This window comes from Rhodococcus sp. TAF43, assembly GCF_052113525.1.
Taxonomy (GTDB): Bacteria; Actinomycetota; Actinomycetes; order Mycobacteriales; family Mycobacteriaceae; genus Prescottella.
On the sequence record NZ_JBFRDL010000045.1, the window covers coordinates 24,272 to 40,292 of the forward strand.

Below are 16,021 nucleotides of genomic sequence, written 5' to 3' on the forward strand. Positions count from 1 at the left end.
GTAGCCCGCAGGAGCACTCCCAGATGTCCACTCCCACACTCCAGAGCCAGCAGGTCGACGTCCGCGGTCCACGCTTTGCCGCATGGATCACCACCGCTGTCCTCGTCGCGGTGCTGGTGCTGTCCACCGTCTCGACACTCGCCGCCGGCCTGCTGCTGGCAGCACAGGCGGTCGTGTTCGCGATCGGCGCCGTCGCCGGTCCCCGTCGCAGCCCGTACGGGCGGCTCTTCGCGACGCTGGTCGCGCCGCGCCTGAGCCCCACCGTCGAACGCGAGCCCGTCGCACCGCTGCGGTTCGCGCAGTTCGTCGGCCTGGTCTTCGCGGCCGTCGGCACCGTCGCGTTCCTGCTCGGCGCCGGCCTCGTCGGCGGAATCGCCACCGGCTTCGCACTGTTCGCGGCCCTGCTCAACGCCGCGTTCGGGATCTGCCTGGGCTGCCAGATCTACCCGCTCGCCAACCGCCTGCGCGGCGGCGCGACCCCCAGCGCGGCCTGAGCCGCAGTACTTCGCTCCACCCGTGCGGGCCCTCAACCGCACAGCACTCCCACGCTCCACGCACGCCGTTCCCATACCGAAAGGACAACCCATGGCTCGCTCCGACGTCCTGGTCTCCGCAGACTGGGCAGAGCAGAACCTCACCGCCCCGAAGACCGTCTTCATCGAGGTCGACGAGGACACCGCCGCGTACGACGGTGGCCACATCGAGGGCGCGATCAAGCTCGACTGGCGCAAGGATCTGCAGGACGGCGTCCGCCGCGACTTCCTGAACCAGGAGCAGTTCTCCGCTCTGCTGTCCGCGAAGGGCGTCGCCAACGACGACACCGTGGTCCTCTACGGCGGCAACAACAACTGGTTCGCGGCCTACGCCTACTGGTACTTCAAGCTGTACGGCCACCAGGACATCAAGCTGATCGACGGCGGCCGCAAGAAGTGGGAACTCGACGGCCGTCCGCTGTCGAAGGAGACCGTCACCCGCCCGGCCACCGAGTACAAGGCCGCCGCGCCCGACACCTCGATCCGCGCGTTCCGCGACGACGTGATCGCCGCGATCGGTTCCGCGAACCTGGTCGACGTCCGCTCCCCCGACGAGTACTCGGGCAAGATCCTCGCGCCGGCGCACCTGCCGCAGGAGCAGGCGCAGCAGCGCGGCCACGTCCCGGGCGCCATCAACATCCCGTGGAGCACCACCGCCAACGAGGACGGTACCTTCAAGTCCGACGAGGACCTCGCGAAGCTGTACGCGGACAAGGGCTTCGACGAAACCAAGGACACCATCGCCTACTGCCGCATCGGCGAGCGCTCGAGCCACACCTGGTTCGTGCTGCAGGAGATCCTGGGCAAGCAGAACGTAAAGAACTACGACGGCAGCTGGGTCGAGTACGGCTCGCTGGTCGGCGCACCGATCGAGTTGGGAGCATAAGAGATATGTGCGGAGCACCTGTTCAGACCCAGACCCTGCCCGCGGGCGTCGACGTCGAGAAGGAAACCGTCATCACCGGCCGCGTCCTGGCCGCTGACGGCCAGCCGGTGGGCGGCGCGTTCGTGCGCCTGCTCGACGGCACCGACGAGTTCACCGCCGAGGTCGTCGCTTCCGCGACCGGCGACTTCCGCTTCTTCGCGGCCCCCGGAACCTGGAAGGTGCGTGCACTCTCCAGCTCCGGCAACGGCGACGTGACGATCAGCCCGGACAGCGCCGGCGTCTACGCCGTCGACGTGACGGTCGCCAAGTAGATCCAGACCCTCGAAAGGGGCGCCACTCCTGTTGGAGTGACGCCCCTTTCGTCGTCCGACGGCGGCCACTGCGCGAGGCCTTCGAGGCCGTGTGCCGGTCCGGTGACTGGGACCGGAGCTACCAGTAGTCAGGAACCGGACGACAGCGACGAGCCGGTCGATCCGCCGGACGTCGGGGTCACCGGCGCGTCCTCGCGTGCGAGACCGCTGATCCAGTCGACCACCTTCTCGCTGTCCCAGTACCAGGGGTCATTCGGGTTGGAGTTCCAGTACAGGATGTGCTGGATGAAGCCCAGGAAGATGTACGGCTCCACGATCAGGTTCGCGACGCCGCGGTTGTCCTCGACGAAACCGGCGCCCTCGGCACGCAGCTTCGCGCGCACCACGTCGGCACCGGGGTCGCGCGCCCAGTCCATCATCGCGGCGATGCGCTCCGGCGTCGCCTCCGCGGCCGCCGCGTCGTCGCGGTAGGTCTGGTCGGCCACCTTGCGCAGCACGTCGAGCAGGGACTCGTCGGAGGTGAACCAGTCGTCCCGCGTGACGATGTGCGCGATGGTCCGCGCCGACATCTCGGACATCACTCGACCGAAGTCGGCGAACGTCTGCACCGGATTGAGCACAGTGAACCGCATCTGCCCGAGCACCCCCAGCGCGAGTTCGAGGACCGCGATTTCCGGTGGGGCGTCGCACGCGATGTCGTACGGCCGGCAGGCGTACAGGATCTTGCCGTCGAGGGCCCCGTAGTCGGCCGGTTCCGACGACATGAATCCGCCGCCGCGCGGTCCGGGCGCCCCCAGCGACGGGGTGCCGGCGGGACGGTACGGGTCCCCGACGAGCGCAACCCCGGCGATATCGTCGGCGGTGACGGTCGCCGAGCCGCCGCGGTGGCCGAGTTCGCGGGCGACCCGCTCGGTGACCTCGGCGCCGACGCTGTAGCCGAGCAGCACGAACTGGGTCGCGTCGCCGCACTGTGTCTTCTTCTCGTCCAGAATCCGGTTCATCGACGCGACACCAGCAGCCACCGAGTCCTGGTAGGTGGGCACGTCCTCGAGCAGACCCAGCCCGAAGGTGGACGGGTACGGGACGTACATCCAGCCCACCGTGCCCGGCTGATCCCGATTCGCCTCGCCGAGCGGGACGGTGATGTTGGGGAGCCAGTTCGACCACGGCACCCGCTCCCCGTCGTCGAACGGGTCCCGATCCACCGTCGAGTCACCGGCGCCCGACACCGCGACCACCAGGACGTCGGGGCAGCCGTCGCCGAAGTTGTTCGGGTCCTTCACGGGCGGGCGCAGTGACCCCGAGCCGGATCCCCCCGAGCCCCCGGCCCCCGCGGAACCTTCTGCCACCGCCGGACCCGCGCAGAACAGCAGCGTCACCGCCGCGATCACCCCGCCGAGCGCGGACACGATTCCTCGACGAGCCATCGACACCTCCGACCGTGCGCACCCCCGCAGGCGTGACAGTTCGTGATTCGTTCGCGATTCCGCGAGCACCGTATACCGCAAATCCGGTACGGATCGGGAATCGACAAGATCAGTGCCCGGAACTGCCGCGTTGCTGCCGATTTCGAACGCCTCGGGGGTGCGGTCTAAGATGGGCGCGTGGTCATCTTCTTCGAGGTTCTCCTGGTTCTTGCCGCCATCCTGATCACCTGGTTCTCGCTGTACGTCGTGTACCGGTTGGTCACCGACAAGCCGTGAGTCAGGATCCGGACGCGGGCTCGGAAACGCAGCCTGACGACACCGAGTCGCACGTTGCTCGTGGCAGCGGCGACCGCGCGGTCGCGGGTGCCGTAGAGCGCGCGAAGGAAACGGCGGGACGCAACATCCCGGCGCTGCCCGATCTGCCCCTGCCCGAGGACACCGCGAATCTGCGCCTCGGGCCGGACCTGCATCCCGGATTGCTCGCACTGCTGCCGCTGGTCGGCGTGTGGCGCGGCGAGGGTGAAGGACACGATCCGGAGACCGGCGACTACTCGTTCGGTCAGCAGATCGTCGTCTCGCACGACGGTGGCAACTACCTGGCGTGGGAGTCCCGTTCCTGGCGCCTGGACGCCGACGGTCAATACGTGGGACCCGGTCAGCGCGAGAGCGGCTACTGGCGCGTCGCCGGTGACGGCATCCCCGGCAGCACCAACGAAGAGGTCGTCGAGCTCCTGCTCACGCACGCCTCCGGTGTGGTCGAGCTGTTCTACGGCCAGGCTCTCACGCAGTCGTCGTGGGAACTCGCGACCGACGTCGTGATCCGCAGCGAGTCCGGCGAGCTGATCGGCGGCGCCAAGCGCCTGTACGGGATCGTCGAAGGCGGCGATCTGGCCTACGTCGAGGAGCGCGTCGTCGCCGACGGCCCCCTCGCGCCGCGGTTCTCCGCGCGTCTGTCGCGCTACATCGGCTGAGACAGCCTCATACACAGCAACGACCCCCGGGCCCGTCCACGGACGATGCCCGGGGGCTTCGTTTGTCGTGGGTTTCCGATCTGGACGTGACCGGAGGGCTCGGGGGTCGGGTAGCTGCCTGGGATTCGCCAGCCGCGAGGCGGTCAGTGAATTCCGAGAGCATCGTGGCTAGGTGACAGCCACCTCACGTGTCCGTTTGTCAATCAACTTCAGACCACCTCCTTCCTCGTGTACGCCCGAAGCTACGCCCGGTCACGGCGCTCGGCAACGGGTTTTTCGGTCGAAGGTGCCCTCACCGAACGAGCCCCGCCCCGGAGATGTCCAGGGCGGGGCTCGTTCGGTTCAGTCATTCTGCCCGATGGCCTGAACGGGAATTCACGGCACAGTTTCGGGTCTCGGACCGTGCGCTCATGTCCTGTTGGTGGCCGACGAGGGGTACTAACTGCCGTTCTTGAACACGTTGCTGATGATGTCGGCGATGAAGCCGGCGGGGTCGTTGATGATCCCCGATCCGGCGGAACCGGTTGCGCCGCCCTCCGGGTTGGACGAGCCGAAGCCCAGGTCAGCCGAACCGGTGGAGACCGCCTCGCCGGGGTTCTGCGAACGAATCTTGACCCATGCGTCGATGGGGTCGAAGTTCTGCGTCGACCCGAAGAACGACACATCGAACGCAACGCCGCTGTTGTGGACGTTTCCGACCGTGACATTCCGCGGAACCAGGTACGACGCTTCGAACGACACCGTCTTGCTGCCGGTCGGCGAGATCAGCCACCCGGAATCGGTCACCGTCACGGAGTTTGTGTTGGCGTTGACCTGCGGGGTGACCTTCTCGGTCTTCGATCCACCGAGAGCATGCCACGCAGTCACCTGCGCACTGCCCTGCACGTAGGTGAACCCAGCCGGGTGGTAATCGGTGATCTTGTTGATGTAACGCTCGGGGTGCCCGGTGGTGGAGATCGTCGTCCGGTACGTGACGATCTGACCGGGGGCCACCGTCCCATCGCCGACGACTCGCTTGGTGACACGGATGTTCGACGTGTCACGCGTGCCCTCCTGCGGGTACGAGACGCCCGGCTGCGGGACGACGCCGTCGGCGGCCGGGCCGGCATCGGAGCTGCCCAACGACCCCGCCGATCCGGTGGACGGCGCAGCGATCGCCGTGCCGGCGCCGAGGCCGACACCACCGACAACGATGGCTGCGGCTGCAACGGAGGCCGCGATGCGGCGGGTCAACGTTCGAGACATGTACATGCTCCTTCGATCGTTCCTGAGGGGGAGGCAGTTCTAGGTAGAACGCGTTTCAATTTAGACCGTGAAGTCACGGCAAATCGCCCATACAGCAGTGAAGACGATCACATACTAACCGGTTTTTCGGACGTTCGTCCAGCAGGGCAGTTACTAGGTGGCGCAACAACTTTTGGGTTCACCGACCTGTAACGGCGCGGCCGGTAGCCGCGATTGGCCGAACAATTAGAACGCGTTCCACATCTGGGTACCGCGCTTGCCGACGCGTCGTCCGTGGTCAGGCGGGCCGAGCCGAGTCGAGACCCGCGGACTCCCTGACACAATCCACATCCCGGCCGATTCCGTTACCGACGGTCACGATGCGATCGGCGCGGGCGTCCGGCGGCAACTGGTGCGTAACGAGGACCACGGTCCGTTCCCGATCGACCAGCCCACCTTCCCGGTCGAGCAGGGCCCGCTGGATCCTCGCGCCGTCCGCCGCGTCGAGGTGCTCGGTGGGCTCGTCGAGCAGCAGCACCCGCGCAGGGGAGACGAGCGCGCGGGCGAGCAGCAGGCGTCGGCGCTGGCCACCGGAGACCGCCCGAGCCCCACCGCCCAGCGACGTGTGCACGCCGCGCGGCAACTGCGCCACCCACTCCCCCAGCCCCACGGTGCGCAGCGCCTCGACCGCGGTGTCCTCGTCGAGGTCGCCACGGGCGACACGCAGGTTCTCGAGGACCGACGTGTCGAACAGATGGGCGTCCTCGGCGAAGAACCCGATCTCGTGGCGCAGCGCGTCGGGCTGGAATCGTGCGATCGGTGTGCCGTCGAGCGACACGGTGCCGTCGACCGGCGGCAGCAACCCGGCCAGGGTCATGAGCAGCGTGGTCTTGCCCGCACCGCTCCCGCCGACCACGGCGACACGCGCCCCCGGGGACAGATCCAGATCCACGGGCGCGGTCACCCTCTCGCCTCCAGGCCACCCGCACCGCAAGCCCTCGGCACGAACCCGTCCGGGACCCGACAGCACCTCGGCGCCCTCGGGCAGCGGCTCACCGGCCCGATCCAGCAACGCCAGGATCCGACCCGACGCGATCCGAGCCCGGGTCAGCGCGAGCGCGGCCGCCGGCAGGGCACCGGTCGCCTCGAATGCGGCGAGCGGCACGAGCACGAGGATCGCCAACGACATCGGCGTCATCGCGCCCGGCGTACCACCGTCCAGCCCGTACAGCGTGATTCCGATCAGCAGCGACCCCAGCACACTGGCCCCGATCGCGAGCGGTGTCGCGGCGGCGGCGAACGCCGAGGGCAGGGCGGCCCGGTCGGTGGCCCGAACCGCGTCGTGGTTGGTGGCCTCCGCACTCGCGAGGACGTCGTCGAGGCGTCCGGCCACCCGCAACTCGGCGGCATGGTCGAGTGCGGTCACCGCGGTCTCGCTGAACAGTGCCGTCGCGGCCGCGCTGCGGGACTCCGCAATCCGAGCCGCGCGCGCCGACAGCCACGGCGCCAGCACCCCCGACAGGGCGAGGGCGACGGCGAGAACGAGCGCGGCGGGCGGCGAGATCAGCCCGAGCACGACGACGGCGGACAGTGCCATGATCGCCGCGACGGCGATCGGGATCAGCGCCCGCACCACGACGTCGCCGAGTGCGTCGACGTCGGCGCCGGTCCGGGCCAGCAGGTCACCGCGCCGGAGTCCTGCGGCCGCCGCCGGATCACCGTCCGCGAGGCGGCGGTAGATCTTCGTCCGGGCCGACGTGGTGCCGCGCAGCGCGGCGTCGTGCGTCGCGAGGCGTTCGAGGTAGCGGAAGACGCCGCGGGAGATGCCGAGCGCACGCACCGCGACCACCGCGACCGTCAGATCGAGCACGGGCGGCATCTGCCACGCCTTCGTGATCAGCCACGCCGACAGCGCCGCGAGCGCCAGCGCACTGCCCAGCGTCGCGACACCCGCGGCGATCGCGGCCAGCACGCGCCGTGGCTGCAGATCCAGTAGCCGTATCGCCCGCACCAGGTCACGATTCATGGTGCTGCGCTCCCGCGTCCTCGTCGGCCACGACGTCGTGTCGGGCCGCCACCTCGATCACCTGGTCCCCCGCCGCCAGCACGGTCGGGCGATGTCCCACGACCACGACGGTGCGGCCGTGGCGGGCGAGCTCACGTAGCGAGTTCAACACTGTCCGTTCGGTTTCTTCGTCCAGGTGCGCCGTCGGCTCGTCGAGCAACAGCACCGGCCGCGACGACACCAACAGCCGGGTGAGGGCCAGTCGCTGGCGTTGACCGAGCGACAGCCCCAGTCCCCCGGCACCGACGACGGTGTCCCATCCGCGCGGCAGTTCCGCGAGGACATCGTCGAATCCGGTTGCCCGACATGCCTGCTGCAATCGCTCGGCGTCCGTGTCGACGTCGCCGACGAGGGCGAGATTCTCGGCGAGGGTGCCCGGGACGATCACGGGGTGCTGGGGCAGCCACGCGATCTGTGCCCACCATCCGGCCGGGTCCAGGTCACGGACGTCGGTCCCGTCGATCCGCACCGATCCGGCGTCGGGCTCGGTCAGTCCCAGAACCACCTGCAGGGCAGTGGATTTTCCGGACCCGTTGGCACCGGTCAGCACGGTCACCGCGCCGGGCAGGCACCTCGCATCCAACCGGTCCGGCGCCGTCCCCGACCGGGACCGCACGCTTACGCCCGCCAGTTCGACGACGGCACCCTCGGCCACCACCGCGCGAGTGCCGGTCGGCCGCTGTTCCGCGGCCTCGTCCAGCACTCCGAACGCCTTGGTTGCGGCAGCGACACCGTCCTCGGCGGCGTGGAACTGGGCACCGACCATGCGCAGCGGCAGGTAGACCTCGGGCGCGAGGATCAGCGCGACAATGCCCGGCTCGAGTTCCATGTTGCCGAAGACCAGACGCAGGCCGATGCTGACGGCGATGAGCGCCACCGACAGCGTCGCGAGCAGTTCGAGCACCATCGACGACAGGAACGCGACCCGCAGCGACGACATCGTGGTCTTGCGGTGCGCGTCCCCGAGTTCGCGCACCCGCGTCGCGGGGCCGTGTTCGCGGCCGAGCGCCCGCAGCGTCGGCAGGCCGGCCAACAGGTCCAGGAGCTGCCCCGACAGGCGCGTCAACGCGGCGAGCGTCTGCTCGGATTTCCCCTTCGTGAGCAGGCCGATCAGGATCATGAACACGGGGATGAGCGGCAGCGTGATCACGACGATCATCGCCGCCGTCAGATCCTGCATGACGATCACCACCAGCGTCGCCGGGGTGAGCGTCGCCGCCAGGATGAGCGCGGGCAGATAGCCCGTCAGATACGGCGCCAACGCGCGAACGCCCCGGGTGAGCACGGTCGCGATCTCGTCGCGGCGCGGGTCGAGGGTGCGCGGCGGCATCCGCACGGCCGCCTGCAGGACCTCGACCTCGAGTTCGGCGACCACCCGGTTGGCGGAGCGGTGGGCGTACCGCGCGTGCAGCCAGGCCGCCAGGACCCGCACGGCCACCGCCACGGCGAGCCACATCAGGTCGGTACGCCAGTCCGCGAGGCTGCGCCGATCGGAGGTGATCACCCCGGCCAGGATCGTGCCGATCAGCACGGCCGAGACGATCACCATCGCGACGTTGATCGCGGACAGGACGACCGTGAGGATCAGGTAGCCGCGCGCCGACGCGGAGTACTTCCACAGGCGGGGATCCACCGGACCCCCGCGCCGCCCCGCCCGTCGACTCGATCGGGCGGGGCGATCGATATCAGTACTCATCCGACCTTCGTAGATCCAGCCTTGCGGGACAGCCCGATCGACGGCGGGATGTGCTTGGTGGAGATCCGCTTACGGAACACCCAGTACGTCCAGCCCTGGTAGCACAGCACGATCGGCGTGAGAATCACTGCCGCCCAACTCATCACCTTCAGGGTGTACGGACTCGACGACGCGTTCTCGATCGTGAGGTTGTACGCCTCGCTCGTCGTCGACGGCATCACGTTCGGGTACAGCGACGCGAACAGCAGCACCACGGTGGCGATCACCGCGAGCGTCGTGAACGCGAACGCCCAGCCCTCGCTCTCGGCCCGGGTCAGGAACACCACCGCGATCACGGCAATTGCCGCGAGTGCCACCAGGAGCCACGTCCAGCCCTTGCCGTGGGCCAGCTGGGTCCACAGCACGAACCCACCGGCGATCGGGACCGTCGGGATGGCGAGTTTCTTCGCCAGGTCCGCGGCGTCGATCCGCACGTCGTCGGCGGTCTTGAGGGCGATGAACACCGCGCCGTGCAGCGCGAACACCAGCGCCGTGGTGATGCCACCGAGCAGCGCGTACGGGTTGAGCAGGTCGAAGAAGGTTGACGTCACCTTCTTGTCCGCGTTGATCGCGACACCGCGGACGATGTTCGCGAATGCGACACCCCACAGCACTGCCGGCACCCAGGAGCCGATCATGATGCCCCAGTCGGCACGCCGCCGCCATTTGTCGTCGTCGATCTTGCCGCGCCACTCGATCGCGACGATTCGCAGGATCAACGCCACCAGGATGATCAGCAGCGGTAGATAGAACCCGGAGAACAATGTCGCGTACCAGTCGGGGAACGCCGCGAACAGCGCACCACCACCGACGATCAACCACACCTCGTTGCCGTCCCAGACGGGCCCGATCGTGTTGAGCAGCACGCGACGACGGTTCTCCGTCTTGCCCAGGACGGGCATCAGCATTCCGACACCGAAGTCGAACCCCTCGAGTACGAAGTACCCGACGAAGAGCACCGCGATGAGAATGAACCAGAATTCCTGCAGTCCCATGACGGTCTCCTAGTACGCGAACGACAGTTGCTCTTCGGCCTCCGGCTCGCCCGGTTCGCCCGGGCCGCCGGCCTTCGGCGCGGGCCCTCGACCCGGCGGATGCAGATCGTGCGGCGACGGTCCCTCGACCGCGTACCGGCGGATCAGGTAGAACCACACGACACCCAGCGCGCCGTACAGCAGCGTGAACACCACGAGCGAGGTGACGACCAGCCCGGTCGGGTGATCGGAGACACCCTGGTCGACGGTGAGCCGGATCAGGTCGACGCCGGTCGGGTTGGGATGCACCACCCAGGGCTGACGGCCCATCTCGGTGAAGATCCAGCCCGCACTGTTCGCGAGGAACGGCATCGGAATCGCGATGAGGCACAACCACTTGAACCAGTTCTGGTCCGGGACCCGGCCCCGACGGGTGACCCACAGTCCGGCCAGCGCCAGCGCCAGCGACCCGGCAGCCAGACCGATCATCGCGCGGAACGACCAGTACGTGACGAACAGGTTGGGACGGTAGTTGCCGGGACCGAACTGCTGCTCGTACTGAGCCTGCAGATCCTCGACGCCCTGCAGTGTCACGCCGCTGAACTTGCCCTCGGCCAGCCATGGCAACACGAAGGGCACCTCGAGCACGTGCGTGACACCCTCGCAGTTGTTGTGGGTACCGACGGTGAGGATCGAGAAGTCTGGATCGGTCTCGGTGTGACACAACGACTCTGCAGACGCCATCTTCATCGGCTGTTGCTGGAACATCAGCTTGCCCTGGACGTCACCGGTGTAGATGAGACCGATACCGGCGATGATCATCACGAGCATGCCCATCCGCGCGGCCGGCCGGAACATTCCACGCGCGTCCTCGACGAGCGTCTCGGCCTCCTCCGGAGCCGAGGTCTTGGACTTGCGCATGTTGCGCACCATCCACYAACCGGCGATGCCGACCACGAACGTTGCGGCGGTGAGGAAGCCACCTGCAACCGCGTGAAGGTACGCCGCGATGGCCGTGTTGTTGGTCAGCAGGGCCCAGATGCTCTCGAGCTCGGCGCGTCCGGTCTCCGGATTGAAACGCGCGCCGACGGGGTGCTGCATGAACGAGTTGGCGACGATGATGAAGTACGCCGAGGCGTTCACACCGATCGCGGCCAACCAGATCGTCGCGAGATGGACACCCTTGGGCAGTCGGGTCCAGCCGAAGATCCACAGGCCGAGGAACGTCGACTCGAGGAAGAACGCGACGAGACCCTCGAGCGCCAGTGGGGCACCGAAGACGTCGCCGACGAACCGGGAGTACTCACTCCAGTTCATACCGAACTGGAACTCCTGCACGATGCCTGTCGCGACACCGATCGCGAAGTTGATCAGGAAGAACTTGCCGAAGAACTTGGTGAGGCGATACCAGTGATCCTTCTTCGTGATCACCCACATCGTCTGCATGATCGCGACCAGCGGAGCCAGTCCGATCGTGAGGGGAACGAAGATGAAGTGGTAGACGGTGGTGATTCCGAACTGCCACCGGGAGACATCCAAGACATCCATGGCTACTCCGAAAAGTCGGCCCGTAGGACAGGCTTCGGGGTCGAGACGTGGGCGTCCGCTCGATCCCTGTTCACAAAGCTACTGCGGGCAGAAGCTCCCCGCAGCGGATTGCTACTACGGAATGTAGTAGACCTTTCGGTCGGCGCCTAACCCGATCTAGTCCGACCCCACCGTCTCGACGGCCAACTGAACCATCGAGGCCACGTCCTCGGCCGCCGGCGACACCGACAACGAGAGCCCRTCGAGGGTGTGCACCCGCGCCGCCAGGGTAACACTCGAGACCATCCAGATTCCCTCCGCGACAACAAGATCCACGGGATTCAGAGGTTCGTACTTGCACGTGTATCCCTTGGCCCCGGCGACCTCGAACAGGGCCCGCTGCGTGGTGCCCGGCAGGATGCTGTGCTCGGGCGGCGGAGTGATCAACGTCTTACCCCGGGCGATCACGACCGTCGACCGGGGACCCTCCAGAATTCGTCCTTCACTGCTCGTGAAGATGACGTCGTCGACACCCTGCGCCTGGGCATGCCTCAGGGCCGCCATGTTCGTCGCGTACGACAGAGTCTTCGCCCCCGCCAGCTGCCACGGCGCCGACGCCGCAAGGTCGACCGAGTACCCGCGCGGCAGCGTCATGACGGAGACCCCGTCGCGGCGAGCACGCAGGACACGCTCCGCGACCGGACCCACCGACACGAACGCGGTGGCCGGTCCCCCGGTCTCCCGGCCACGACTGAGCAGAAGACGCATCCAGCCTTCCCGGTCGCGTCCCCACTCCCGGGCCGCCGCCTCGACGGCGCGGCGCCACAACCCACGGCCCGGCAGGGGCAACTCGAGGGCGGTCGCCGACGCCTCCAGACGATCCAGGTGCAGCCCGACCTTGCACGCCCGCCCGTCGCGGACCAACAGCGTCTCGAACACGCCGTCGCCGCGCACCACGGCGAGGTCGTCCACGTGCAGGAGCGGGGCGTCGGCGTCGCGCACCTGCCCGTCCAGTGTCACCAGCACCTGTCCAACCTGCTCAGCCATGCCGCCCACCATAGTCAGAACTCGGCGCGACCAGCAGTTCCCTGTGTCACGCGGCACCGTCGCTCACCGCTCCTAGAATGGGGCCGTGGCCGACACTCCGCACGTTGCACCCAGTCCACTTCTGTCCACGCCCAGCGCGGTCCCTCCGCCCGAGGGCTCACCGGATGCCGGCGTCGCATGGCACTACGGCGATCCGTTCGCCGAGCAACGCGCCGCGGTCCGCTCCGCAGCCGTCGTCGACCGCTCCCACCGGTTCGTCATCGCGATCTCCGGCGACGAGCGGCTCACGTGGCTGCACACCATCTCCAGCCAGCACGTCGCCGCGCTCCCGGACCGGTCCAGCGCCGAGAACCTGAGCCTGGACATCAACGGCCGCATCGAGCACCACTTCGTGCAGACCGACATCGACGGCGTGACGTGGATCGACACCGAGGCCGACCACGGCCCGGAGTTGCTGACCTTCCTGCAGAAGATGGTGTTCTGGTCCAAGGCCGAGCCGCGCGACGGCAACGACATGGCCGTGCTGAGCCTGCTCGGCCCCGACGTCGCATCCTCCCCCGCCTTCCTGGAGGCGCTCGGCGTGTCGGCACTGCCCGGCGTGTACCACGCGGTCCCGCTGGCCGGCGGCGGATTCGTGCGCCGGATGCCGTGGCCCACCGTGGACTCGTTCGACCTGGTGATCCCGCGCAGCGAACTCAGCCGCTGGTGGACCGTCCTCACCGCGGCCGGCGCGCGTCCGGCCGGCTCGTGGGCGTTCGAGGCCTTGAGGGTCGCAGCGCTGCGCCCGCGGATCGGCGTCGACACCGACGACCGCACCATCCCCCACGAGGCCGGCTGGATCGGTGGGCCGGCCGAGCACGGCGCCGTCCACCTCGACAAGGGCTGCTACCGCGGCCAGGAGACGGTGGCCCGGGTCCACAACCTCGGCAAGCCGCCGCGCCACCTCGTGCTGCTGCACCTCGACGGCTCCGCCGAGGGTCGCCCCGAGGCGGGCGAGTCCGTGACCGCGGACGGGCGCACCGTCGGCCGCGTGGGCACCGTCGTCGACCACTTCGAGTGGGGACCGATCGCGCTGGCGCTGGTGAAGCGCACCGTGCCCGTCGAGACCGCGCTCGTCGCCGGGCCGTGCGCCGCCTCGATCGACGCGGACTCGGTGCCGCGGCACGACGAGGTGCAGGCGGGCCGGGCGGCCGTCGACCGGTTGCGCGGCCGGTGACGGGCGCGTCGACCGGCCGCCTCGATGCGGTGTGCGTCGTGTTCGCCGACCGCGACGCACCCAGCAAGCGGGCGCCGCGCACGGCCATCGACAAACGGCCCGTGACGGGCCCTGTGCGCGTCGAAACCGGCGGGGTGACCGGAGACCACGTCTGCGACACGAAGTTCCACGGAGGGCGCGACAAGGCGGTCTACGCCTACTCCACGGAAGAGGCCGAGCGTTGGGCGTCGGAACTGGGCCGGCCCCTCGCGCCGGGCTGGTTCGGCGAGAACATGCGCGTGGTCGGCGTGCCCACCACCGACGCGGTGATCGGCACCCGCTGGCGCATCGGCGACGTCGAACTCGAGATCACCGAGCCGCGCGTGCCGTGCGGGACGTTCGCGCACTGGTCCGGCGAGCCACGGTGGGTCAAGCGGTTCACCGAACGCGCCGACGTCGGCGCGTACATGCGGGTGCTGACCCCCGGCCGCATACAGGCCGGCGACGCCGTCGAGATCCTGTCGGTGCCCGCACACGGGGTGACCGTCCGCGACGTGTTCGTCGGCGACGACGCCGCCCGGCTGGCGCGCCTGCTCGCCGAACAACCCGATCTCGCGGACACGGTCGAAGCCCGGGTCCGCAAGTTCCTGAACCGTCTGGAAGAGCAGGTGCCGTCGTGAGCGTCGAACTGGTCGAGGTCGTCCGATCCGGATTCCGCGAGTGCGTGCACCGCGGTTCCCTGGTGGTGCTCGCGCCGGACGGAACCAGCACGCTGACCCTCGGCGAGGTCCACACGCCGATCTACCCGCGGTCGTCGAACAAGCCGATGCAGGCGGTCGCACTGCTCCGCAGCGGGTTCGTGCCCGAGTCCAGCGAGCAGCTGGCGATCGCGTCGGCGTCGCACGAGGGCGAGCTCGCGCACGTCGAACTCGTCGAGCAGCTACTCGACCGCCACGGCCTCGAGGAGCGGCAGCTGCAGTGCCCTCCGGACCTGCCGGCGAACGAACTGGCGCGCGCCGAGGTGCTCGCGACGGGCCGGCCGCCCCGAACGGTCTACATGAACTGTTCGGGCAAGCACGCGGCCATGCTCGCAGCATGCGCGGCCAACGACTGGCCGATGGACACGTACCTCGACCCCGCCCACCCGCTCCAGCGCACCGTGATCGGGACCATCGCCGAACTCAGCGGCGAACCCGAGACCGAACTGGGCATCGACGGCTGCGGGCTGCCGATCATTCCGGTGTCGCTGACCAACCTCGCGCGGGCGTTCTCCCGCCTGGCTACGGCCGAACCCGGATCGGCCGAGCGATCCGTCGCCGACGCGATCCGCGCGCACCCGCACCTCGTGTCGGGCACCGGTCGCGACGACGCCCGCCTGATGCCGGCGGTGCCGGGGCTGCTGTGCAAGGCCGGCGCCGACGGAGTCCATGCGGGCGCGCTGCCCGACGGCACCGCCTTCGCGTTCAAGATCGACGATGGGCACGAGCGGGCCCGGCTGCCGTTGACCGCGGCGCTGCTCCACCGGCTCGGCGTGACGTGGTCGGAGGACCACGCCGCACTGGCGTCCCAGCCCGTCCTCGGCGGCGGCGCCCGAGTGGGGACGATACGCGCCGTCCCGGGTGTGTTCTAGCCTGCAGAAATTCGCCATCACTCCAGCTCACGGGCCCTCTGAGACAAATCAGACACCACCGGGAACCATTCGTGGAGGCGGAAGCGACATTTGCACGCTAGAGTGTGGGTCAGGAAAACATCAACACTCACGCGGGGCCGCCAAATTCCCCAGGCCGCCCCGCGAAAGCGCGAGGGGGTCAGCCATGGGCCGCGGCCGGGCTAAGGCAAAGCAGACCAAGGTTGCACGGGAGCTCAAATACAGCTCTCCGTCCACGGATTTCGACAGCCTGCAACGAGAGCTCTCGAGCGGCGGTGGATCCGGCTCGTCCCGTAACGGCGGAGTCATCGCCGACAAGCGCTCCGACGAGGACAACCGCCCTCCCTGGGAGGACGACGACTACGACGATTGGCGTCGTTGACTGTCGTCCTGACCCAGTCGGACAAACGCGAATGAGGGGGAGCCCGACCGGCTCCCCCTCATTCGTGGTATCTCCGTGAGTACTTCGCGGCCTGCC

15 protein-coding genes are annotated in these 16,021 nt (G+C 68.7%); 8 read left to right on the forward strand and 7 right to left on the reverse strand.

Translation table 11 applies throughout. The features are described from left to right. Window positions 1-23: 23 nt before the first annotated feature. The 3 genes from AB4Z09_RS22305 (at window position 24) to AB4Z09_RS22315 (ending at window position 1,730) form a co-directional block, all read left to right on the forward strand. Window positions 24-494: a DUF4395 domain-containing protein gene (locus AB4Z09_RS22305; protein ID WP_442240678.1), complete on the forward strand. Its 471-nt coding sequence runs from the start codon at window positions 24-26 to the stop codon at window positions 492-494. 91 nt (window positions 495-585) lie between these two features. Next, a complete protein-coding gene (locus tag AB4Z09_RS22310) occupies window positions 586-1,419 on the forward strand; it encodes a sulfurtransferase (protein WP_442240679.1) in 834 nt (277 codons plus the stop codon). Between the two features lie 5 nt (window positions 1,420-1,424). Beyond that, the gene (locus AB4Z09_RS22315; protein ID WP_114720781.1) at window positions 1,425-1,730 is read left to right on the forward strand and encodes a DUF1416 domain-containing protein; all 306 of its coding nucleotides are present in this window, start codon (window positions 1,425-1,427) and stop codon (window positions 1,728-1,730) included. 128 nt (window positions 1,731-1,858) lie between these two features. On the opposite strand, the gene AB4Z09_RS22320 is transcribed toward AB4Z09_RS22315, so the two are convergent. After that, on the reverse strand, window positions 1,859-3,157 hold the full coding sequence (locus AB4Z09_RS22320) for a cutinase family protein (protein ID WP_442240680.1): 1,299 nt from the start codon (window positions 3,155-3,157) through the stop codon (window positions 1,859-1,861). A 272-nt stretch (window positions 3,158-3,429) separates the two neighbouring features. Here AB4Z09_RS22320 and AB4Z09_RS22325 point away from each other — a divergent pair, with 272 nt between their 5' ends. Then, the gene (locus AB4Z09_RS22325; protein WP_442240681.1) at window positions 3,430-4,128 is read left to right on the forward strand and encodes an FABP family protein; all 699 of its coding nucleotides are present in this window, start codon (window positions 3,430-3,432) and stop codon (window positions 4,126-4,128) included. Between the two features lie 438 nt (window positions 4,129-4,566). On the opposite strand, the gene AB4Z09_RS22330 is transcribed toward AB4Z09_RS22325, so the two are convergent. The 6 genes from AB4Z09_RS22330 to AB4Z09_RS22355 form a co-directional block, all read right to left on the reverse strand. After that, the gene (locus AB4Z09_RS22330; protein ID WP_442240682.1) at window positions 4,567-5,373 is read right to left on the reverse strand and encodes a hypothetical protein; all 807 of its coding nucleotides are present in this window, start codon (window positions 5,371-5,373) and stop codon (window positions 4,567-4,569) included. A gap of 277 nt (window positions 5,374-5,650) precedes the next feature. Further along, window positions 5,651-7,378, reverse strand: a complete 1,728-nt coding sequence (cydC, locus tag AB4Z09_RS22335; protein WP_442240683.1) for a thiol reductant ABC exporter subunit CydC — start codon at window positions 7,376-7,378, stop codon at window positions 5,651-5,653. After that, entirely contained in the window at window positions 7,368-9,113 is a 1,746-nt protein-coding gene (gene cydD, locus AB4Z09_RS22340; RefSeq protein WP_174908339.1) for a thiol reductant ABC exporter subunit CydD, read from the reverse strand. The genes cydC and cydD overlap by 11 nt, the downstream gene beginning before the upstream one ends. Next, window positions 9,110-10,147 carry a cytochrome d ubiquinol oxidase subunit II gene (gene cydB, locus AB4Z09_RS22345; protein ID WP_442240684.1) on the reverse strand — a complete coding sequence of 346 codons (1,038 nt, stop codon included), beginning with the start codon at window positions 10,145-10,147 and terminating at the stop codon, window positions 9,110-9,112. Before cydB ends, cydD begins: the two co-directional genes overlap by 4 nt. 9 nt (window positions 10,148-10,156) lie before the next feature. Further along, complete coding sequence (locus AB4Z09_RS22350; RefSeq protein ID WP_442240685.1) at window positions 10,157-11,674, reverse strand: cytochrome ubiquinol oxidase subunit I; 1,518 nt, start codon at window positions 11,672-11,674, stop codon at window positions 10,157-10,159. Window positions 11,675-11,830: 156 nt separating this feature from the next. Further along, window positions 11,831-12,700: an aminodeoxychorismate lyase gene (locus tag AB4Z09_RS22355; protein WP_174908333.1), complete on the reverse strand. Its 870-nt coding sequence runs from the start codon at window positions 12,698-12,700 to the stop codon at window positions 11,831-11,833. An 85-nt stretch (window positions 12,701-12,785) separates the two neighbouring features. On the opposite strand from AB4Z09_RS22355, the gene ygfZ reads away from it, so the two are divergent. The 4 genes from ygfZ (at window position 12,786) to AB4Z09_RS22375 (ending at window position 15,925) form a co-directional block, all read left to right on the forward strand. Next, a complete protein-coding gene (gene ygfZ, locus AB4Z09_RS22360; protein WP_442240686.1) occupies window positions 12,786-13,916 on the forward strand; it encodes a CAF17-like 4Fe-4S cluster assembly/insertion protein YgfZ in 1,131 nt (376 codons plus the stop codon). After that, window positions 13,913-14,575: an MOSC domain-containing protein gene (locus AB4Z09_RS22365; RefSeq protein WP_174908329.1), complete on the forward strand. Its 663-nt coding sequence runs from the start codon at window positions 13,913-13,915 to the stop codon at window positions 14,573-14,575. The genes ygfZ and AB4Z09_RS22365 overlap by 4 nt, the downstream gene beginning before the upstream one ends. Then, window positions 14,572-15,525, forward strand: coding sequence for an asparaginase (locus AB4Z09_RS22370; RefSeq protein ID WP_174908328.1), 954 nt, complete (start codon window positions 14,572-14,574; stop codon window positions 15,523-15,525). Before AB4Z09_RS22365 ends, AB4Z09_RS22370 begins: the two co-directional genes overlap by 4 nt. A gap of 184 nt (window positions 15,526-15,709) precedes the next feature. Further along, the gene (locus tag AB4Z09_RS22375) at window positions 15,710-15,925 is read left to right on the forward strand and encodes a DUF3073 domain-containing protein (protein ID WP_114720753.1); all 216 of its coding nucleotides are present in this window, start codon (window positions 15,710-15,712) and stop codon (window positions 15,923-15,925) included. The last annotated feature ends 96 nt before the right edge of the window (window positions 15,926-16,021 follow it).

Coding starts and splice junctions, on each gene's coding strand:
- AB4Z09_RS22305 (WP_442240678.1), top strand. CDS start 24: ATGTCCACTCCCACACTCCAGAGCCAGCAGGTCGACGTCCGCGGTCCA.
- AB4Z09_RS22310 (WP_442240679.1), top strand. CDS start 586: ATGGCTCGCTCCGACGTCCTGGTCTCCGCAGACTGGGCAGAGCAGAAC.
- AB4Z09_RS22315 (WP_114720781.1), top strand. CDS start 1,425: ATGTGCGGAGCACCTGTTCAGACCCAGACCCTGCCCGCGGGCGTCGAC.
- AB4Z09_RS22320 (WP_442240680.1), bottom strand. CDS start 3,157: ATGGCTCGTCGAGGAATCGTGTCCGCGCTCGGCGGGGTGATCGCGGCG.
- AB4Z09_RS22330 (WP_442240682.1), bottom strand. CDS start 5,373: ATGTCTCGAACGTTGACCCGCCGCATCGCGGCCTCCGTTGCAGCCGCA.
- cydC (WP_442240683.1), bottom strand. CDS start 7,378: ATGAATCGTGACCTGGTGCGGGCGATACGGCTACTGGATCTGCAGCCA.
- cydD (WP_174908339.1), bottom strand. CDS start 9,113: ATGAGTACTGATATCGATCGCCCCGCCCGATCGAGTCGACGGGCGGGG.
- cydB (WP_442240684.1), bottom strand. CDS start 10,147: ATGGGACTGCAGGAATTCTGGTTCATTCTCATCGCGGTGCTCTTCGTC.
- AB4Z09_RS22375 (WP_114720753.1), top strand. CDS start 15,710: ATGGGCCGCGGCCGGGCTAAGGCAAAGCAGACCAAGGTTGCACGGGAG.